General features: G+C 38.7%; 19 protein-coding genes and 1 pseudogene. 13 read left to right on the forward strand and 7 right to left on the reverse strand.

Annotated features, from left to right (window positions below; genetic code table 11):
- Positions 1 to 13: 13 nt before the first annotated feature.
- Both N0824_RS20180 and N0824_RS20185 read left to right on the forward strand, forming a co-directional pair.
- Entirely contained in the window at positions 14 to 1825 is a 1812-nt protein-coding gene (locus tag N0824_RS20180) for a sodium:solute symporter family protein (RefSeq protein ID WP_108938034.1), read from the forward strand.
- A 141-nt stretch (positions 1826 to 1966) separates the two neighbouring features.
- Positions 1967 to 2902 carry an SH3 domain-containing protein gene (locus N0824_RS20185; RefSeq protein WP_108938035.1) on the forward strand — a complete coding sequence of 312 codons (936 nt, stop codon included), beginning with the start codon at positions 1967 to 1969 and terminating at the stop codon, positions 2900 to 2902.
- Between the two features lie 274 nt (positions 2903 to 3176).
- Here N0824_RS20185 and N0824_RS20195 read toward each other — a convergent pair whose 3' ends face one another.
- On the reverse strand, positions 3177 to 4550 hold the full coding sequence (locus N0824_RS20195) for an NB-ARC domain-containing protein (RefSeq protein ID WP_108938036.1): 1374 nt from the start codon (positions 4548 to 4550) through the stop codon (positions 3177 to 3179).
- Positions 4551 to 4832: 282 nt separating this feature from the next.
- On the opposite strand from N0824_RS20195, the gene N0824_RS20200 reads away from it, so the two are divergent.
- The 3 genes from N0824_RS20200 to N0824_RS20210 all read left to right on the forward strand — a co-directional run bounded on the left by N0824_RS20200 (position 4833) and on the right by N0824_RS20210 (position 6231).
- Positions 4833 to 5219 carry a hypothetical protein gene (locus tag N0824_RS20200; RefSeq protein ID WP_043999243.1) on the forward strand — a complete coding sequence of 129 codons (387 nt, stop codon included), beginning with the start codon at positions 4833 to 4835 and terminating at the stop codon, positions 5217 to 5219.
- A gap of 88 nt (positions 5220 to 5307) precedes the next feature.
- Complete coding sequence (locus N0824_RS20205; protein WP_043999989.1) at positions 5308 to 5712, forward strand: hypothetical protein; 405 nt, start codon at positions 5308 to 5310, stop codon at positions 5710 to 5712.
- 84 nt (positions 5713 to 5796) lie between these two features.
- On the forward strand, positions 5797 to 6231 hold the full coding sequence (locus N0824_RS20210; protein ID WP_044033973.1) for a hypothetical protein: 435 nt from the start codon (positions 5797 to 5799) through the stop codon (positions 6229 to 6231).
- Between the two features lie 582 nt (positions 6232 to 6813).
- Here N0824_RS20210 and cynS read toward each other — a convergent pair.
- Positions 6814 to 7251: a cyanase gene (cynS, locus tag N0824_RS20220; RefSeq protein ID WP_108938037.1), complete on the reverse strand. Its 438-nt coding sequence runs from the start codon at positions 7249 to 7251 to the stop codon at positions 6814 to 6816.
- 185 nt (positions 7252 to 7436) lie between these two features.
- Between cynS and psbA the strand changes: the two genes are divergently transcribed.
- The 5 genes from psbA (at position 7437) to N0824_RS20245 (ending at position 9873) form a co-directional block, all read left to right on the forward strand.
- On the forward strand, positions 7437 to 8519 hold the full coding sequence (gene psbA / locus N0824_RS20225; protein WP_002731626.1) for a photosystem II q(b) protein: 1083 nt from the start codon (positions 7437 to 7439) through the stop codon (positions 8517 to 8519).
- Positions 8520 to 8602: 83 nt separating this feature from the next.
- Complete coding sequence (locus N0824_RS20230) at positions 8603 to 8818, forward strand: hypothetical protein (RefSeq protein WP_108938038.1); 216 nt, start codon at positions 8603 to 8605, stop codon at positions 8816 to 8818.
- A 5-nt stretch (positions 8819 to 8823) separates the two neighbouring features.
- Positions 8824 to 9108, forward strand: a complete 285-nt coding sequence (locus tag N0824_RS20235) for a type II toxin-antitoxin system YafQ family toxin (RefSeq protein WP_002750823.1) — start codon at positions 8824 to 8826, stop codon at positions 9106 to 9108.
- Positions 9109 to 9376: 268 nt separating this feature from the next.
- Positions 9377 to 9583: a hypothetical protein gene (locus tag N0824_RS20240; protein ID WP_002799381.1), complete on the forward strand. Its 207-nt coding sequence runs from the start codon at positions 9377 to 9379 to the stop codon at positions 9581 to 9583.
- A gap of 2 nt (positions 9584 to 9585) precedes the next feature.
- The gene (locus tag N0824_RS20245; RefSeq protein ID WP_108938039.1) at positions 9586 to 9873 is read left to right on the forward strand and encodes a type II toxin-antitoxin system mRNA interferase toxin, RelE/StbE family; all 288 of its coding nucleotides are present in this window, start codon (positions 9586 to 9588) and stop codon (positions 9871 to 9873) included.
- A 72-nt stretch (positions 9874 to 9945) separates the two neighbouring features.
- Here N0824_RS20245 and N0824_RS20250 read toward each other — a convergent pair.
- From N0824_RS20250 to N0824_RS20265, 4 genes and pseudogenes are all read right to left on the reverse strand, one after another.
- Positions 9946 to 11316, reverse strand: a pseudogene (locus N0824_RS20250) (AAA family ATPase).
- 476 nt (positions 11317 to 11792) lie between these two features.
- On the reverse strand, positions 11793 to 12236 hold the full coding sequence (locus tag N0824_RS20255) for a type II toxin-antitoxin system VapC family toxin (RefSeq protein ID WP_002761104.1): 444 nt from the start codon (positions 12234 to 12236) through the stop codon (positions 11793 to 11795).
- On the reverse strand, positions 12223 to 12495 hold the full coding sequence (locus N0824_RS20260; protein WP_002761103.1) for a hypothetical protein: 273 nt from the start codon (positions 12493 to 12495) through the stop codon (positions 12223 to 12225). Before N0824_RS20260 ends, N0824_RS20255 begins: the two co-directional genes overlap by 14 nt.
- Positions 12496 to 12595: 100 nt before the next feature.
- Entirely contained in the window at positions 12596 to 13021 is a 426-nt protein-coding gene (locus tag N0824_RS20265) for a DUF29 family protein (protein ID WP_108938040.1), read from the reverse strand.
- A 454-nt stretch (positions 13022 to 13475) separates the two neighbouring features.
- Between N0824_RS20265 and N0824_RS20270 the strand changes: the two genes are divergently transcribed.
- Positions 13476 to 14633 (forward strand): HAF repeat-containing PEP-CTERM protein, encoded by a 1158-nt coding sequence (locus N0824_RS20270; RefSeq protein WP_108938041.1) that lies wholly within the window; start codon positions 13476 to 13478, stop codon positions 14631 to 14633.
- Positions 14634 to 14914: 281 nt separating this feature from the next.
- On the opposite strand, the gene N0824_RS20275 is transcribed toward N0824_RS20270, so the two are convergent.
- The gene (locus N0824_RS20275) at positions 14915 to 17551 is read right to left on the reverse strand and encodes a M1 family metallopeptidase (protein WP_108938042.1); all 2637 of its coding nucleotides are present in this window, start codon (positions 17549 to 17551) and stop codon (positions 14915 to 14917) included.
- 4 nt (positions 17552 to 17555) lie between these two features.
- Here N0824_RS20275 and N0824_RS20280 point away from each other — a divergent pair, with 4 nt between their 5' ends.
- Both N0824_RS20280 and N0824_RS20285 read left to right on the forward strand, forming a co-directional pair.
- Positions 17556 to 17993, forward strand: coding sequence for a DUF4079 domain-containing protein (locus N0824_RS20280; RefSeq protein ID WP_108938043.1), 438 nt, complete (start codon positions 17556 to 17558; stop codon positions 17991 to 17993).
- 102 nt (positions 17994 to 18095) lie between these two features.
- Positions 18096 to 19187 carry a GTP-binding protein gene (locus tag N0824_RS20285; protein WP_108938044.1) on the forward strand — a complete coding sequence of 364 codons (1092 nt, stop codon included), beginning with the start codon at positions 18096 to 18098 and terminating at the stop codon, positions 19185 to 19187.

Consider the following 19187-nt stretch of genomic DNA (forward strand, 5'->3'; position numbering starts at 1 on the left):
TTGATTTGAAACTATGCAGTTAATTGATTATGTAATTGTGCTGCTGTATCTGGCAGCAACCCTAATAATCGGGATTATAGCCGAGAAAAAAGCTTCTCAAGGTCTAGAATCCTACTTTTTAGGTAATCGCAATTTGCCTTGGTGGATGTTAGGGGTGTCGGGAATGGCAGCTAACACCGATTTAGCGGGAACTATGGTCATTTCTGCCCTTATTTACGCTGTCGGACCCAAAGGACTATTTATCGAAATCCGCGGCGGTGTTGTCCTAATTATGGCCTTTCTCATGGCTTTTATGGGCAAATGGAATCGCCGGGCCCAAGTTATGACCATGGCGGAATGGATGCAATTTCGCTTTGGACCAGGAAAACAGGGTAATTTTGCCCGAATTATTAGCGCCGTCGCCACTCTCTTATTCTCTATCGGTGCGATGAGTTATTTCTCCGTTGCGGGGGGGAAATTTTTAGGGCAGTTTTTGGGTATGGATGATCGTCTTGCTTCGGTGATATTAATTCTTCTAACCTTGATTTATACGGTGGCCAGTGGTTTTTATGGTGGGGTAATTACCGATTTATTTCAAGGGTTTCTGATTTTTGTGGCGGTAATTTATGTATCGACAGTGGCTTTTTTTACTGTCAATCTTCCTGATAGTTTCACGGTAGCAATTCCGGGGGCAGCGGAGCCAAAAACTTGGAATTTAAGCGACTGGGCTAGTATTTTTCCCTCCCTGACTTTGGATTTACCCGGAGATTATGCCATCTTTAATTTGTTTGGTGGGGTGATTTTCTTTTATTTAGTTAAAACCATCATCGAAGGTTGCAGCGGCAGCGGTGGTTATATGTTACAACGATACCTAGCGGCCAAAAGCGATCGAGATGCCGGTTTATTATCTTTATTCTGGATTATTCTGCTTTCTTTCCGTTGGCCGCTAGTCACAGCTTTTGCGGTTTTAGGTATTCACTACGGTTTAACTAAAGGCACGATTACAGATCCAGAAAGAATTCTGGCCACGGTCATTACTCAATACATTCCGGTGGGGATGAAAGGGTTATTAATTGCTGCTTTTTTAGCGGCGGCTATGTCCACTTTTAACGCAGTTATTAACGCTAGTGCTGCCTATTGGGTCAAAGATATCTATCAAGCTTTTTTGAAACAGAATGCGGGAGAACAGGAGTTAGTTTTTCAAGGTCGTTTGGCCTCGATTTTTGTGGTAGTAATTGGCTTAGTTTTGAGTTTTAATATCCAAAATGTCAATGATATTTGGGGTTGGTTAACCACGGGCTTAGGGGTGGGATTAGCAGTTCCTCTCCTATTACGTTGGTATTGGTGGCGCTTTAATGGTTATGGTTTTGCTGTGGGAACTTTAGCGGGAATGATTGCGGCTATTGCCTCACAAGTGATAATTTTACCTTTCTTTCGTCACAGTCAATATCAGGAATATATCCTCTTTCTTGTGCCGAGTTTGTTCGCTTTAGCTGGCTGTATTATCGCTACTTTGTTAACTCCTCCCACCGATAGTTTAGTTATGGAAAATTTCTATAATGTTACCCGACCTTTTGGCTTTTGGGGAGAAGTCCGTCACAGTGTTAAACCTAACCTACAGGCAAAAATTAAAGCGGAAAATCAACGGGATATCATCGCCGCTTTTCTTACCGTTCCTTGGCAATTAGTCCTCTTTATGATGGGGATTGTTTTAATCATCAAGCAGTGGCAAAGTTTGAAGATTTTGGCTTTGGTTTTTCTTTTACTTTCCATCGGTCTCTATTTTACTTGGTATCGCCACTTATCTAAGGAAATTACTGTCACTAAAGACCGAGATTTAGGTTAATCAGTTCAGGAGACAGGAGACGGGAGGCAGCTATCAGTTTTTTTCCTGCTCCCCCTGAATGGTTACTCTGTTTCTAGTTGATAATCCTGTCAATTTATGGAAACCCTGAAAATTTAAATTTTTGAATCGGAGAGTTATATTATGATTAAAATATCTATTTTAAATCTCAATATTATGTTAGGATTGTTAACGGCTTATCTTAACGTAAATGTAATTTTACCAGTTTTAGCTCAAAAATTTGATGGTGAAACTTCTTCTCATAAAGTAAGAGGTAGTAGTTGTGTTAATTTCCGAACGCAACCATCAATAAATGCCAAGATTATTCATTGTTTGAAATCAGGTACTAATATTGACGTTGTTCGGATTCCACCTACAGGAAAGTTTGCTTGGGTTAGAGATGAAGCAGATCATCTTTGGTATTTGGTATTTGATCAAGATACTAAACTACAAGGATGGGTCATGCCTGAATGTATTGATATTTTTGAAGAAAAAAGTTCAACAAATTGCGCTGATTATGGTTCTATTATTCCTACTCCTTATCCACCAGACTCATTGGGGAATATAGATTACTATCAATTTCGCTACGACGATTTTATGAAAAGAAATCCTGGCCAGCAACCACCAGATTATTACTTAGAGTTTGGACATAAATACTTGACTAGATTTATGAATGAAACTTATCCTAATTTGACTAAAAAAGGGCAAGAATTTCTAAAAAATGTCGGGAAATCTTTACAGCAGAAAATGGAAAATAAGTTAAAAGCCGATCCTGAATTATTTGCAAAATTAGAGCTTCAATCTGATGACTTTCGTAAGTTTGCCTATGAAACACATCCAGATTCTTATTGTGAATCTGGTTGGAAAGATTTACCAAAATCAGATAAAGATAAAATTATAGAAGCTGTAGATATATCAGATTTATATGTATCTCAACAAGGGAGAGAGACAGGTGCTAAACTTGTTCAACAGTGTGGCGATAGTGAAGATTCAATACCATGGAGAGAACTTTGGCCTGATGGGATACTCAAGACATTAAAGTCTTTTCTTGATTGGTTTATATCATGGCTTTATAGATAAATTGTGATCCCTACTGTGATGAAATATAAAATTGTCCTTTATCGTTCTGAAAAAGGAATTACTGTTGGCGCTCCTTTGCTCCCCGGTTGTTGGTCTGGGGGATATACTGAGGAAGAGGCATTAACTAATATACAAGATGCAATGAGTATCTTGCAGCCTTGGAAAAACGCTGGCAAGATGGGGAAATTCCTGAAATTAAAATGCAGGTGTAACTATTTGACAGTCGTAGAATTTCGTAAACTATTATGATTGCGATAAAATTTTCGACTCAGCCCTAGATTTGATGATTAATTACATAAGCTTTAAAAACAGGATTCAAACATAATAGAGCGTTTTCATCTTTTGCCACTATTATTCGTCTGATTAGAGATTGAATTACTTTCAAAGAATCTGTATAAGCTAGAGAAGTTTGGTCGATCATTTCTTTAATAGAAATAGGTTGATTAAAATTTGCTAATTCTGTTAGCATTAGTTTCTCTGATTCTGTTAAACTTTGCAAAATACTTAATAAAGTCTGCTCTAAAGTTTCTTCGGCAATCGGGTATTTAATCTCCAAAAAGTCAGCAACCTTACCTAAAAATGTCTCTTGAATAAAACTAGCAACTAATTCTAACCAAAGAGGATGACCTTGATAACATTTAATTAAGGCTTCCCAACTGTCTTCATTTAATAGATTATGATGGCGCAAAATTTCTATGGCATCTTCTCCTAAACCTTCTATGATTAATGTTTTAATGAATTTATTTTTCTGCACCAAAAAAGTCGTATCAATAGGTTTTTCTTGACTCAACAACAGTAAACAGCTTTGATGATTGACTTCAGCAATGCTTTTAAACAATAGTTGATAATCTTGGTACTCTTTTTGATAATTACCTGCTAGTTTTTTAGAATCAAATAGACTTTGTAAATCATCAAGAATAATCAAACAGCGATGGCTTTTTATTAACTCTAAGAATAAATTTAATTTCTTGTCAAGACTTTGAGAGAGCTTCAATTGAGGATTGATAGAGGGTAAAATTTCACTTAAAAGTTCATCTAATTTTGGACAAAAATACAAACTTCTGCGAATAACATAATTAAAACTATTTTTGATTTTATCAACCAGTTTCAAAGAAAGGGTGGTTTTACCAATTCCTTTTAAACCTAACACAGTAACCAAACGGTATTTCTCCGCAACTATACAAGTTTGCAGGTTATTTAATTCGGTAATTCTTCCATAAAATTGAGTTATTTCAGGAATATGACCTAAATCTAAATAGGTACGATTATTGTCAGGTTGAGATTGGTGGTTATTGCCATTAGACGCAGATAGATTAGAAGTACAGAGATTGACATTATTAAGAGAAACAAAATCTCTACCTGATGAAATATGATTATAGAACTGAGATTTCTTTAAAACTGCTCTAATATTTGATTTAGTAATATCTTCCCCTAAAACTTCTGACAAAATTTTCCATAATTCTGAAGCACTATCTCGAATATGACCTTCACTAAGATGAGATTCTTTGGCAACTTCTGAGTATTTGTAACCTTCTAAGGTCCCTTGCAAGATAGTTTTTTGAAGATAGTCTAGATGTTGATCTGTTTTGGCAAAAACCAACTCATCTAAGAGATTTAACACCGTATTAGATAGATTAGCTTGAAACATGGACTATAGATTAGGTAAGTTTTTTACTTATTTTAGCTGATATTTCCGATATTTCAGATCAATTGTTTGGCTGTAAGTTCCGACTTTTCCGACTGACTAAACTCAAGACTACGATGTATCCTAAGTAATTAAGCAGTTTCCAGGCTTTATTTAGGCAATCTAAAGAAAATGTGTGATAGTACAGATTCTAGTATATCACAGTCAGGATGCCTAAAGCCAGTTTAGGCAATGCAGTCCAGGTCACACGATCAACCATTACACAAATCAAATGAGGAGGAAAAAATGACATCAAGTTCTAAAGAAAATGTCTTAGTTGACAACTGTTTTGGTATTGTAACGAACAAAAGACTTACCTATATGGCGAAGAAAAGCTGGTTTAGTGGTGGACGAAGAGAAGATGTTCCTCTCAAGCAAGTTGTTTCAGTTCGATATGAAATGGATAGGAAAGTTGTTGGGGGACTATTCCTTGTTGTTTTAGGAATTGTCTTGATAACTGTAGTAGTGGGTATTATTCCCTTGATTTTTGGTGTTCTATTGATGTGGGGATCTCCAACGGTAAGTGTGGTTACGGCCGGAGGAACAGCAACTCCTGTCACTGGATTGCCATGGCAAAAATCAGAAGCAGAAGCGTTTGTAAATGCTGTACATGGTCAATTATTCGGTGAGTAAATCGAGTGCACAAATTGTCAAAATTTACCCAACCTTTTTGATACTTTGATAATTTCATAAATTGGTAAAGTTAGCTGGAGAATTTTTTATGGATTTGGCAAATCGTTTGCTAATAATGCCTCATTACTTGAGTTGTTTAATTTCATATTTCTTTTTCTTCTATGGTGTATTACTTGCTGTTGTTGGGTTATTTGCACGTGAATTAGTTGCCCAAGTCTTTCTAAATTGGCATATACTTATAGTAATATTTTTTCAGTTTCTTTTACAGATGTTTTTAAACCAATCATCACAGGAACAACTTCTGATGACTTTGGCCAGAGACATTGCATTATTGGCTTTCGGAATGTTACCAAGTATAGCGCCTACCAGTAATTTTCAAGAGGGTCTTCTCGTTTTTGTAATTTCGGGATTTTTTATGGTCGGAATCCTTGACTCAGAAGTAGTTAAGAGTTGTGGTACTTTCGAGCAATTGCTTGAAATGTTTGGTCGCTAAATAATATAGATTTTTAAGATTTACTCAATCTTGCTGATACTTTCATGACTTTAGAGATTTACAAACTTAGCTGGAGAATTTTTTATGGATTGGGGAAATGCTTTGGGAAATGTTTACGATGGGATCGTAAAAGCTGTCTCTGTTGGGTTTTCATTGATGGCGATTTATTTGGGATTTTGGGGATTTTTTGCACAAGATGCTGGAGCAATATCCCTACTATTTATAGTAGGTACTAGCTTGACTATTCTAAGTTATGCTATAACACCTGTACTAGGCTTAAGTTTAGATATATCTGCAATTTTAACTGATTTATTGCTTGTTATAGTATCATATTTTGTGGCACATCTTTTTTTATCTGGTGCTTCTTCATATTTCGGAGTTCCCTATTCACCATTTCTTGTTAATATAATGTTTTTTGGAGCTATCGTTATGGTTAATCTTCGCCGAATAGCGGAGGTAACTTGTTTACCACAACTTGCACAAATATTCAGTTTTTCTATTAATCATTGCCTACGCTAATTTTTTTATGACGAATATTTATGTATTCTAATGATAACAAAAGCTCCATATTTAAGGCTTTAACTAAAGATTACTTTGTTATAAACATCTGCCATCTCTACCTCAATCCTCAAAGATTTTAAAGGAACAATAATGTTAGTTTCATAAGCGGTAAAAAAACAGCGATCTCGCAGAGATACGCTTTGCGGTGCGCCTTCTTCTTGAAAATGTTCAATATAACATCGCCAATTGAAGTCTGAATTGGCAGTTATCAGTTTACTGTCTTCCCACTCCCCAATTCATAATTCATAATTCATAATTCCCCAAACCCTCACCGCTCAAGGAATTAGAAGTTTCACAGCATAATTAGGAGAGATACCTTGACTTTTGCGGCGGCTTGGGTTATGATTTTCTTATAATGGGACTGTTGTGTTTATGGTTAAGTGCTTAGATTCCGATTATTAGTAAACTCTTTTAAAAATATTGTCCCAAAATCTGCAAAAAAAAGCAAGCAAAATTTTGCTGTCAATTGTTAAGTTTTGTTAAGAAAAATAGCAAAAGCGGCAAGGAATAGAAATTCCTTACCGTTGACTTTGGCCGGACTCACCACTTCTTATAGGGTAAAAACTTACCCGACATAGTAATTTTAACGCGATCGCCTTTAGGGTCTTCCTCCTTATCCACGTCGAGGGTAAAATCGATCGCACTCATAATACCATCGCCGAATTTTTCATGAATTACCGATTTTAGGGGCATTCCATACACCTGCATGATCTCATAGAAACGATAAATCAGGGGATCGGTGGGGACAACCGGACCCAATCCCTTGACAGGATACTCGGTTAAGAATGGGATGATTTCGGTTCCCAGTCCCAAAGCTGCCACAATTTTCGTTGCTTCCTCTGGGGAGGCGCTCGCTTGCCGGTAAAAAACAGCGGCAATCCACACCTCATCTCTCCCTAGAATCGCTTCTAGGTCAGCGAAACTGAGGCCTTTTTCTTTCTTCGCTTCCAATAGTTTTGCGGTAATTTCGGGTATCATTGCTTATTTTTGCAGAATTTGTCTGCTTCTAGTTTACCTCAACATCAATTATATAAGTAAAAGTTATGACATTGATAAAAAAACATTCCTTAAAACCCCTTTACATAACTATAAAAAGCCGATAGTATTAACTCATGTCAAACAACGAACCTTGACAACCTAATACATACAGAAATTATCCAACCATGACTACAACTCTACAACAGCGCGAAAGCGCTTCCCTGTGGGAGCAGTTCTGCCAGTGGATCACCAGCACCAACAACCGTCTTTATGTCGGCTGGTTCGGTGTGATCATGATCCCCACCCTGCTCACCGCCACCACCTGCTTCATCATCGCCTTTATCGCCGCTCCTCCTGTAGATATCGACGGTATCCGCGAGCCTGTAGCTGGTTCTCTACTCTACGGAAACAACATCATCTCTGGTGCAGTTGTTCCCTCTTCCAACGCGATTGGACTCCACTTCTACCCCATCTGGGAAGCGGCTTCCTTAGATGAGTGGTTATACAACGGTGGTCCCTACCAGTTAGTCATTTTCCACTTCTTACTAGGTGTCTTCTGCTACCTCGGTCGTCAGTGGGAACTGTCTTTCCGTTTAGGAATGCGTCCTTGGATCTGTGTGGCTTACTCGGCACCTGTATCCGCCGCTACTGCTGTATTCTTAATCTACCCCATCGGACAAGGTTCTTTCTCTGATGGTATGCCTTTAGGAATCTCTGGAACCTTCAACTTTATGTTCGTGTTCCAAGCAGAACATAACATTCTGATGCACCCCTTCCATATGTTAGGTGTTGCCGGTGTGTTCGGCGGTTCTCTGTTCTCCGCGATGCACGGTTCTCTAGTAACTTCTTCCTTAGTGCGTGAAACCACTGAAATCGAATCTCAGAACTACGGTTACAAATTCGGTCAAGAGGAAGAAACCTACAATATCGTTGCCGCTCACGGTTACTTCGGACGTTTAATCTTCCAATACGCTTCTTTCAACAATAGCCGCTCTCTGCACTTCTTCTTAGGTGCTTGGCCGGTAATCGGTATCTGGTTTACGGCAATGGGTGTTAGCACCATGGCGTTTAACCTCAACGGTTTCAACTTCAACCAGTCGATTCTCGATTCTCAAGGTCGTGTAATCGGTACTTGGGCCGATGTGTTAAACCGCGCTGGTATCGGTATGGAAGTAATGCACGAGCGCAACGCTCACAACTTCCCCTTAGACTTAGCTAGTGGTGAACAGGCTCCTGTAGCTCTGACCGCTCCTGCTATCAATGGTTAATTCCTAGTCTGAACGAAAAGGCACTCCCGCGAGGGGGTGCTTTTTTGTTGTTAGAATATAAGGTGGTTTTTTGAGGTTGAATTATGATCAGTTTAGAACAAGCTTTAAATGCTGTTGAGCAACTATCTTTAGAACAACAGGAAATGTTATTAGAAATTTTACAAAATCGTTTACTTGATATTCGTCGTCAAGAAATTGCTAGGGATGCGAGGGAGTCAATTAATGCTTTTCATCAAGGAGAATTTAAACCTCAACCCCTAGAAATTGTTCTGAGAGAATTGAGAGAAACTTTAGAATAGATATTATGAGAGAACTGGTTTTAACGCCTAAATTTAAGCGGACTTTCCGTAAATTTGTTCTCAGAAATCCTCAACGACAGAAAGCGATTGAGAAAACATTGGCACAAATGAGGGAAGATATTTATTTTTTGAACTTGGGAACTCATTCATTAAAAGGGGAATTATCGGGACTTAAAGCTTGTTCTTGTGGTTATGATTGCCGGATTATTTTTTCTATAGAAATTGATCCAGACACCCAGGAGGAAGTTATCATTTTACTTGACATTGGTACTCATGATGAAGTGTATTGATAAAATAGGAAAAACTAGAAAGCGATCCTGCGGGTTTCTGCGTTGCGGTACACATATATTTATAATAAGATAAGTTTGGCTCTCTTAGGTTTGGTAGGTCTAAGATACAGTCCTGGTGACGAGCGAGTGGAGCAAACCACAAAGACACAAAGGACACAAAGATTGATCGCTCTTATATAAGTTAAACTGGTCGCAACGCGCTCGCTACGCGAGATCACACAAAGAATAAGAGATCCCAGGTTTTTATCGAGAGTTAAGAGGTAAAATGATGACTTTGCAAGAAATGATCAAATCTTTTGAGAATTTATCAGAGGATGAACAGGAGTCATTGTTAGAGATTTTGTGTCAATATAGAGCTAAAGCAAGAGAAAGAGAAATTTTAGCTAATTTTAAGGAATTGAAAGATGCGATCGCTACTGGAACGGCCAGAAGGGGAACCGTAGAAGATTTGATTGCTGATTTGAATGAGGATTAACAATGGATCTAATATGGAGTGATGGGTTTAAGCGTTCGTTTAAGAAGCTAATCAAGAAAAATCCCCAGTTAAAACCTAAAATTTTCGATGTACTTAGAAAACTGGCAGAAGACCCATTTACACTGTCTTTAAAAACCCATAAGTTAAGTGGTAATTTAGAAGGGTTATGGTCTTGTACTGTAGCTTACGATTGTGGAATTATTTTTAGTTTTTCGGAAGATGGAGAATATTTAGAAGTTATCATCTTGTTAATTGATATTGGTAGTCACGATCAGGTGTATAGAAAATAGGATAGACTGGAAAGCGATCCTGCGGGTTTCTGCGTTGCGGTACACATATATTTATAATAAGGTAAATTTTTCCTAATCGTTAGGATTTCTTTTAAGATAAGATTTAAACACAGGATTAATAGGAAAATAGGACGAGGTTTCTGATGGTAATTTATCCAGTAAACAGCGTCTCATTAATGACTGAATAGCTGCCCAAAATTCAGAAGTAGATAAGTCAAGATTAGCAGTTTTGGGAAACTTTTCTACCGCTTCAGTTTGATTAGCTAACCAGTGTATCACCTTTTTTTCTGTTGCGGATAAACGCTGTAAATGACATTCGATCGAGTCTTCCATATCCCCCAAATAAATTTCATTGTTCATTTGTTCTAAAAATAAGGATACTTCCCCATCAAATAGCTCAATAATGGTTGAGGAGATGATATTTAACCAGTTAGGATGACCTTGATAAAGTTCCCTCAGTTCCGTCCATTTCTCCTCATTTTTTAAACCGTATTATTTGAATATTTCTTCAAATTCTGTCGTTAAACCTTGCAGGTATAAAGTTTTAATTTTATCGGATTTTAAGGTGACAAAATCTCTGGGAAGTTCCCAACTAATTAAAATCAAACAACTTTGATGAGATGTGGTAGCAATTTGATGAAAAAATTTATGATAATCCTGACAGTCGCTTAAATATTTACCTGCTAATTCCCCCGGTTTAAAAATATTCTGCACATCATCAAGAATAATTAAACAACGATAGGAGCTTAGATAATCTATTATATCAGGTAAGGGGGTTGATAGAGATTGGGCGAAAAACTGTTTTAGATCATCCTTGAGAGCGATTAATTGAGGAATATTTTCCAGACTGCGGTAAATAATATAATCAAATTGTGGGGCAATTTCTGAAACTAATTTAAGGGTTAAAGCTGTTTTTCCAATTCCGGTTAACCCATAAATAGTAATTAATCGAGTTTTATTATCTAGCCATTCTTTTAAGGTTGATATTTCTAACTTACGTCCATAGTTATACCTTAATTCAGGGGCTTTTGTTAAGTCAATTATGGGGGATTGATGATCATTATCTGGAAAATTTGAAGACTTTTTTAAGTTGTTTTCTGAGTAGGGATTATTTTCTCTACAGATATTTATATGGTTATTGCCGATATTATTACAATGATAGTTAACAAAGTGATAAATAGTAGATGAAGCTTTATTTTCTAAAACAGAACGAACATTAGACTTTTTTATATCTTCTTCAAAAACATCTGATAACAGTTGCCATAATTTCCATGCTTCTTTTTTTATATGGTCATAACTGCGCTGATTATCTTTGGCAATTTCTTCGTAATCTTGATGTTCCCAAATACCCTGTAAGATGGATTCTTGCAACGAATCAAGATGTTTACCAGTTTTCTCTAATACCTGTTTATCTGTCCATTCTAAAAGGGTTTGAATATCCATATAAGTAAGTAATAGAACTTTTGTATTACTGTTTGGGATAAGGGAACAGATTTTAGTTTTCTCGTTTTTTTATCAGACTAATAATCATTTTACTTCCCTCTTGCAAGAGATCAATGTATCGCCTACGAACATTGTACCCCATAAAGTCGGGAAGGGCAAACTGTCATAGCAAATCCGCCTTAGACAGTAAAGCTTGTAGTGATATTACTCGTAGGGTGCGCTCTTCAATAGCGTAACGCACCAATTTAATAATAGAGGTGGTGCGTTACGGCGAATTATTAATTTTGGTTTTTTGACTAAATTGATAGCCGCCTAACGCACCCTACACTCTACGGACTCGTAGGGTGCGCTCTTCAATAGCGTAACGCACCAATTTAATAATAGAGGTGGTGCGTTACGGCGAATTATTAATTTTGGTTTTTTGACTAAATTGATAGCCGCCTAACGCACCCTACACTCTACGGACTACTGATTAACTAGAAATTTGGGAAAAGATTAATAAAGGGTTTTTTATTTTTCCAGCGATAGGTATTAAAATCTCGATTATCAATTGATAAGATACGTCCATTTCCTAACTCTTCTGCTAAGATAACTAGGGAGGCATCGGCTAAGTCCATTGGCAGACTTTGATATTGTTTCATAAGGTCTTGAATTCTTTCTAGATGAGTATTTTCAAGGTGAAATAATAGAAATTTTTGGGGATGTCTCTCAAATACGTTCATTAATTTTATTTGTTTTTCAACTCCTGTATAGAGATTTGGAGAACGTTGTAAAAGAAGATGACAACTTTCTGTTAAAACACACCAAGTTGTAATTAGGGGTTGAGAAGAATACTGTGCTAAGGTTTGCTGTGCTATTAGATGATATTGATCTTTATTGTTAAATAAAGCCACCCAGAACCCAGTATCAACGATGATCATATTTAGCTTTTAATCCTTCTTTGAGAACGGATTTATAATTAGTAGAAAGGTCTGATTCTGCACTAATACAACCGATTAATCCAGATTCTTTTAAAATGTCTAGGGTACTTTGAGCTTCAGGGTTTATTTTTGCTGCAATCTCTGGCTTTTTTGCTAAAGAATAGCGTTTTTTTAATAACTCAATAAAATCAATCAGTAAGTTTTGTGCTTCTTCAGGTAATTGGTTAATATCTTGTTGAATTTGTTCTAAGTTAATCATTAATTTTCCTCCGTTAAGGTTTTTCAATAGGCTGCTAATCTTTAAGCGACTGTTTCTGACATTTAAACCTCCTGATTTGTTTCCGACTGTCACCTGTTACTTAATCGATTAATATTAATGCCAATGCTTGATTAATAATTTTATTTTTATCGATCATAGCCTCAATTTCTTCGGGTTTATATATACCCTCAAAAGCTTCTAATGATGCTTGTCTTAAAGCCGAAGAATAAGCATCATCTAAGGTTTCTTTTAATTCTTCTGGTGTTAGATAATTTCCTCCAGTTTTACGTCGTTGATTAATGCGTTGAATCTGTCGAACAGAATTAGAAATAGAGGTTTCCCATGAGCGTGTACTGCGTTTTTCTGCTTGCTGTTTAATCAGATGTAATAGGACAATAATACTAAAGATAAAAATCTTATTGAGCTTATCATCTTTGCTCATTTCTGTCATTTCCTCTACCAAGATTAAGGCATCGGGAACATTGCCAGCTAGTAATAGATTTTTTAACTCTAATAATTCTTCCATTTCTTGCCTTTTTTTGACTGATTAACCTCTTAATTTAGTAATTTGTTCCGCATTTAAATTAACCGAAGTTGCTAGTTATAAGCTTCGCTAGTTCGATCCCCCTAAATCCCCCTTAAAAAGGGGGACTTTGAGTCTGTTTCCCTCCTTAAAAAGGGCGACTTTGAGTCTGTTTCCCTCCTTAAAAAGGGGGACTTTGAGTCTGTTTCCCTCCTTAAAAAGGGAGACTTTGAGTCTGGTTCCCCCCTTTTCAAGGGGGGCTAGGGGGGATCGAACCTAAAAATCAAATTTAGCCTTTTTTATGATCCTTGCCCTCCTTTTTGTCACTAAATCCCACTTTATCCCACAAAAATTATTGTATCAGAAAATCCAAAATGGCCACAAATTCCCACAGACAAAACCAAAGTGAACATCTAGATTGTAAGAATCACTTAGTTTTTTGGACTCTTATCAAGTTATGAACAAGATACTAGCTAATTGTATCAGCTTAGGGATCGGATTGGGTGCGATCGGGGTGGCTGTTCCGGCACAAGCCGCCTCTTTTCAGGGGTTAGGGGACTTACCGGGAGGTATTTTCAATAGCCAAGCTTATGGAGTATCAGCAAATGGGTCTGTTGTTGTTGGTGTCAGCCAGAGTGCTAATGGTTCTGAAGCATTCCGTTGGACACAAGCAACGGGGATGGTGGGACTGGGAGACTTATCTGGGGGGAGTTTCAACAGCGTAGCTTATGGAGTATCAGCAGATGGATCTGTTATTGTTGGTTCTGGCAAAAGTGCTAATGGTACTGAAGCATTCCGTTGGACACAAGGGACGGGGATGGTTGGACTAGGAGACTTATCTGGGGGTATTACCAGTAGCAGTGCTTTAGCAGTATCAGCAGATGGGTCTGTTATTGTTGGTCGAAGCTTTAGCGCTAATGGTCAAGAGGCATTCCGTTGGCAAGGGACGGGGATGTCGGGACTAGGAGACTTATCTGGGGGTGTTTTCCAAAGCGAAGCTAATGGAGTATCAGCAGATGGGTCTGTTATTGTTGGTTATGGCAATAGTGCTAATGGTTTTGAGGCATTCCGTTGGCGGCGAGGGAGCATGATAGGACTAGGAGACTTATCTGGGGGTGTTTTCTCTAGGGTAGCTAATGGAGTATCAGCAGATGGGTCTGTTGTTGTCGGTTGGGGCAATAGTGCTAATGGTACTGAAGCATTCCGTTGGACACAAGGGACGGGGATGGTAGGACTGGGGGACTTGTCTGGGGGCAGTTTCTTGAGCAGGGCTTATGGAGTATCAGCAGATGGATCTGTTATTGTTGGTTCTGGCAAAAGTGCTATTGGTGATGAGGCAATTATCTGGAATAGTAGCCAAGGGATGCGGAGCCTAAAAGAGGTTTTAACTAATGATTATGGTTTAAATTTAGCGGGTTGGACTTTAAAGTATGCTACCGCAATTTCTGCTGATGGGTTAACAATTGTGGGTAGTGGAATTAACCCCAGTGGTGTTAGTGAAGGTTGGCTCGCTCGTTTAAATCCGCAAAATAATCCATCTGTACCGGAGCCTAGTTCTATATTAGGGTTAGGACTGTTTTCTTTGGTGGGTTTTTTAATTAAGAAACGGTCATAATCTAACCTGACTTTGATGGGAAAGTACATAAATTACCTATTTTTAGCATTTCAATCAGTTAGCGTCTAAATCATTAGATAAAAGAGCATCCTCGAAAGGGGGGCTTTTTTGTTGTTCAGATGTATCGATCGAGCTACTCTGTTCTCACTCAACAAGCTCGGAGAAAGCGGGTTTCTTAACAAAAAATCTGAGCTTTAATTTAGATATTTACCAGAAACCAGCTTTCTGTTGCACTGACTGATAAGTATTGATATTGACTGATAACTGATCACTCAGGTTAACTAACTATTTTTCGCCTCTAATTTGGTCAAACGACTTTTAAGTTCCTGATTTTCCTGTTTCATTTTTTCTAATTCCTCGCGAATTTCCTGAATTGCTTTGTCGGAACCTAATTTTTTCTGGACTTTTTGTACTGCTTCCTCCGCTACACGACGCACGCGACCATCGGGAGTTCGATCGCTCAAAGCTTGTAAAATAGCGATAGCTTTGGCATTTTCTATCTGTCCTAAAGCGTTACACACTGCCACCTGCGTCAAGAAAAAAGTTTCCTTGGCAATAGTTTCTAAACGTTCCAAAATTACGGTTAATTTGTCGGTGGTTTGTCCCGAAGAAATCGCTCCCAGGGCGCGGATAGCTGCTAATCTCAGGGGTTGAGGCGTGCCTAAAGCCGTGTAGGTCAAAATTGACTCTAAAGCCGCCGGCGAGGTTTTTAACTGGCTTAAACCGCCAATTGCGCCCGCTCTTACTACCTCATTCCACCCCTTTCTTAACTGTAAAATATGATTGAGCAGGTCAATAATTTCCCCTTCTTTATTTTGCAATTGTCCCACGGCCATGGAGCCTAATCCTCGCGCCGTGGCCGCTTCCACATAATAACTAGCATCTCCAGTTTCTAATAGGGATTTAAGCGCGTTATAACTATCTAAGGTTTTAATTTCACTTAATCCCTCGACCACTGCCCGACGTACTTGTGCTTTTTCATCGTTTAAACCTTTAATTAAAGCAGTAACCGCCTGATCTAACCGAAGAGTTGCTAACTGTTTGACCACCTCCACACGCACCCCCCAAAAAGGCTCATTTTCTAGGGATGTCCCTAAAGCTTCGATCGCTTCTAAACCGCCTTTTTTAGCAATGGCTATGGCTGCATAGATACGGGAAATCGGATCAGGATCCTGTTGTAATTGCGCTTTTAATTCGCCGATGGGATACTCAAGAGTGACGGTTTTGAGGAAATTATTACCCCGATCAAACTTGACAAAATCGGGCTTTTGTGCTAGGGGAAAATAGAAACTTTGTTCTTTTTGGTGAATTCGCAGATTGTAGGTAAGATCTTCAGAGTTGAGATAGGCAAAAGCGACGGGAATTTTCAAGTCGAATAGTTCTTTTTCATCCTGGGTTTGGGTGACAGTTAATTGGGCTAAATTATTCTGATTGTCCCAACTGTAGGCCACCTTATAATCGGGATGACCACCGCGATAAACGTACTGATCAAAGAGGAATAATAAATTGTAGCCGGTCGCTTTTTCGATCGCCCGTAATAAGTCCACGGTTTCCACGGTTTTATGGGCATTATCCCGGACAAAAGTATGAATCGCTTTTGCGAATAAATCTTCCCCTAAAATAGAGCGGATCATGTGATAAACACAAGCACCTTTTTCGTAGAGATGACGATCATAAAGTTCGATAGCTTCTCGATAAACATGAGTAACAATCGGACGACGATAGCGGGAAGTATCTTCTTCTAAATAACTTCTTGCTTCCCCTAATAAATAATAACTAGCAGCTGCTTTTCCGTATTCCGATTCTGTCCATAAAACCTCAGAATAGGAAGCCATTCCCTCTTTAATCCAAGCGTGAGACCAGTGTTTAATCACCACTAAATCACCGAACCATTGATGAGCTAATTCATGGGCAACTAAGCTTTCTGTCCAAGTATGATCAATGCTGGCTCTTTGATCAATTAAACAGCGATCGGTTAAAATTGTGGTGGAAGTATTTTCCATCCCACCAAAGATAAAATCATCTACACAAACTTGCGCGTATTTAGGATAGGGATAGGGATAACCAAACTTTTGGCTAAAAAACTCGATCATGCGGGGAGTTTTACCCATACTTCTTTGTCCCTCTTCTTCCCGTCCTTTTTCCACATAATAAGTAACGGGAACACCATTCCATGAGTCGCATAATTCGGCAAAATCTCCCACCGCAAGAGTCATTAAATAGGTAGGATGAATTTGCTTTTGTGACCAGTGATAAATTCTGTCTTCACCAACGGTTGCCACCGAGATTAATTCCCCGTTAGAAATAGCGATATAGGGTTGGGGAATTTTAACCCGAATTTCGGAGGTAGTTAATTGACCGGGGTAATCAAAACAGGGAAACCAAAAGCGAGAATCTTCATCTTCTCCCTGGGTCCAAACTTGAATCGGTTTATCGGGATAATATTCATCAGGTCCGATAAAATATAATCCCCGCTGTGGTTGCTTAACCTGATAGTTAATCGTCAGGATAATCGGTTTATCGGTGGTGGGTTGTAACAGATGAATGGTCAGGAGAGAACGATCATAGTCAAAGGGTTGACTGATACCTTCAATGAACACAGAATTAATATTTAGATTCACCGCATCCAGAGTTAAACTGCTAATTCCCTGACGAATGGGGGTGAGGGTAATCTGACAGCTGCCCTGAAAACTTTGTCGGGGAATATCAATAATTAAATCGAGAAAAATATGATTAACTTGTCCGGGTCGATCGGGGTTATAATGGGGTTTAGCCCCCGGTAATTCAAAGGGTTGACGCTGATTATTTTCCGTGTCGATGGTGAGATGAGACATATTAGCCCTAACTTGCTGATTTTTGTCCGGTAAACTTAAATTAACACGATCGGTCGTCCCTTTCCTTGCTAACAATAATCCCACCCCTATGAATCTCCCCTCCTTTCTCTGGTTATGGAAAATTGCCGCTTGGTCGATGGGATTTGCCCTCTTTGCCTATTTTTTACTAGCGGTTTCGGGGGTAAACATGGGTTATCGACGACTCGCGGGCCAATCTCGACCACAATGGTTAAGATCCTTTCATCTCCTCAGCGGCCTGATCATGGTTGCTTTGGTCTTAATTCTGCTGGGAATCGGATTAGTGGGAACAATCGGTCATTATGGCAGTTTAGGCCACTCTTCCCACCTGATAGCGGGTTTATCGGTGGTTTTTCTGGTTTTTGTTTCGGCAATTACCGGCCTGAACATTACCACTCGTCCACCTCTAGCGCGGTCTCTCCACATCGGCACTAATCTTTTATTGTTTCTTGGTTTTCTTTTTGTTACCCTAACAGGATGGGATGTGGTCCAAAAATATCTACAATAAAAATAGTCGGCGATCGAGTGGAGACTGTTCGATCGAGAAAAACTAGCCATCTCATCCCGAAAAATCGCTTTTTAGTGACAGAATACTCACCCCCAAATCATTATGCAAACCGTCGAATCACAAACTATTAACACGATGTCAGTGCCAAAAAAAGGGCTACCAGTAACAATTATTACTGGGTTTCTTGGTAGTGGTAAGACTACCCTCCTCAATCATATTCTCAGCAATCAACAGGGATTAAAAACTGCTGTTCTTGTCAATGAATTCGGTGAAATCGGTATCGATAATGAACTGATTATCAGCAGTGATGACAGCATGGTAGAATTAAATAATGGCTGTATTTGCTGCACGATTAACGAGGATTTAATTCAAGCAGTTTATAAAGTTCTCGAACGTCCCGAAAAAATCGATTATTTAGTCGTAGAAACCACGGGATTAGCCGATCCTTTACCGGTAGCTTTAACCTTTTTGGGGACGGAATTACGGGAAATGACCCGTTTAGATTCCATTGTCACTATGGTGGATTGTGCCAATTTTAGTCTCGATTTATTCAACTCGCAAGCGGCCTTAAGTCAAATCACCTACGGTGATATTATTGTTCTCAATAAAACCGATCTAGTGGATGAAGGGGATGTGGATTCTTTAGAAATAAGAATCCGGGACATGAAGGAAGGAGCGAGAATTCTTCGTACTAGCAAAAGTCAAGTCCCTTTACCCTTAATTCTCAGCGTCGGACTATTTGAATCGGATAAATATTTCGACACAGAAGAAGAACACCACGACCATGATCACCACGACCACGATCACGACCATTGCGATCATGATCACGACCATGATCACGATCATGATCATCACGACCATTCCAATCATTTAGAGGTGGATGGATTTACTTCTATTTCCTTTGCTAGTGACCAACCTTTTTCGATTCGGAAGTTCCAATATTTCCTCGATAATCAGTTACCAGAAAGCGTTTTCCGCGCTAAGGGTATTCTCTGGTTTGATGAAAGTCCTAAACGTCATATTTTCCACCTTAGTGGTAAACGTTTTACCCTCGAAGATGACGAATGGAAAGGTAGTCCGAAAAATCAGCTAGTTCTTATCGGTCAAAATCTCGATCATGAAACCCTAAAAGAACAGATTAACAATTGTCTCAGTTTACCTGCTGTCAATCGCGGTAAAGGATTTGGGAAATAA

The organism is Microcystis sp. 0824 (assembly GCF_003112475.1).
In the GTDB taxonomy this organism is placed as follows: Bacteria; Cyanobacteriota; Cyanobacteriia; order Cyanobacteriales; family Microcystaceae; genus Microcystis; species Microcystis aeruginosa_C.

Excerpts from the sequence above, each read along its gene's own strand:
- N0824_RS20200 (WP_043999243.1), top strand. The coding sequence starts at position 4,833 with ATGACATCAAGTTCTAAAGAAAATGTCTTAGTTGACAACTGTTTTGGT.
- N0824_RS20280 (WP_108938043.1), top strand. The coding sequence starts at position 17,556 with ATGAATCTCCCCTCCTTTCTCTGGTTATGGAAAATTGCCGCTTGGTCG.
- N0824_RS20260 (WP_002761103.1), bottom strand. The coding sequence starts at position 12,495 with ATGATTAACTTAGAACAAATTCAACAAGATATTAACCAATTACCTGAA.
- N0824_RS20265 (WP_108938040.1), bottom strand. The coding sequence starts at position 13,021 with ATGGAAGAATTATTAGAGTTAAAAAATCTATTACTAGCTGGCAATGTT.
- N0824_RS20185 (WP_108938035.1), top strand. The coding sequence starts at position 1,967 with ATGATTAAAATATCTATTTTAAATCTCAATATTATGTTAGGATTGTTA.
- N0824_RS20285 (WP_108938044.1), top strand. The coding sequence starts at position 18,096 with ATGCAAACCGTCGAATCACAAACTATTAACACGATGTCAGTGCCAAAA.
- psbA (WP_002731626.1), top strand. The coding sequence starts at position 7,437 with ATGACTACAACTCTACAACAGCGCGAAAGCGCTTCCCTGTGGGAGCAG.
- N0824_RS20210 (WP_044033973.1), top strand. The coding sequence starts at position 5,797 with ATGGATTGGGGAAATGCTTTGGGAAATGTTTACGATGGGATCGTAAAA.
- cynS (WP_108938037.1), bottom strand. The coding sequence starts at position 7,251 with ATGATACCCGAAATTACCGCAAAACTATTGGAAGCGAAGAAAGAAAAA.
- N0824_RS20230 (WP_108938038.1), top strand. The coding sequence starts at position 8,603 with ATGATCAGTTTAGAACAAGCTTTAAATGCTGTTGAGCAACTATCTTTA.
- N0824_RS20205 (WP_043999989.1), top strand. The coding sequence starts at position 5,308 with ATGGATTTGGCAAATCGTTTGCTAATAATGCCTCATTACTTGAGTTGT.
- N0824_RS20195 (WP_108938036.1), bottom strand. The coding sequence starts at position 4,550 with ATGTTTCAAGCTAATCTATCTAATACGGTGTTAAATCTCTTAGATGAG.
- N0824_RS20255 (WP_002761104.1), bottom strand. The coding sequence starts at position 12,236 with ATGATCATCGTTGATACTGGGTTCTGGGTGGCTTTATTTAACAATAAA.
- N0824_RS20240 (WP_002799381.1), top strand. The coding sequence starts at position 9,377 with ATGACTTTGCAAGAAATGATCAAATCTTTTGAGAATTTATCAGAGGAT.
- N0824_RS20245 (WP_108938039.1), top strand. The coding sequence starts at position 9,586 with ATGGATCTAATATGGAGTGATGGGTTTAAGCGTTCGTTTAAGAAGCTA.
- N0824_RS20180 (WP_108938034.1), top strand. The coding sequence starts at position 14 with ATGCAGTTAATTGATTATGTAATTGTGCTGCTGTATCTGGCAGCAACC.
- N0824_RS20235 (WP_002750823.1), top strand. The coding sequence starts at position 8,824 with ATGAGAGAACTGGTTTTAACGCCTAAATTTAAGCGGACTTTCCGTAAA.
- N0824_RS20270 (WP_108938041.1), top strand. The coding sequence starts at position 13,476 with ATGAACAAGATACTAGCTAATTGTATCAGCTTAGGGATCGGATTGGGT.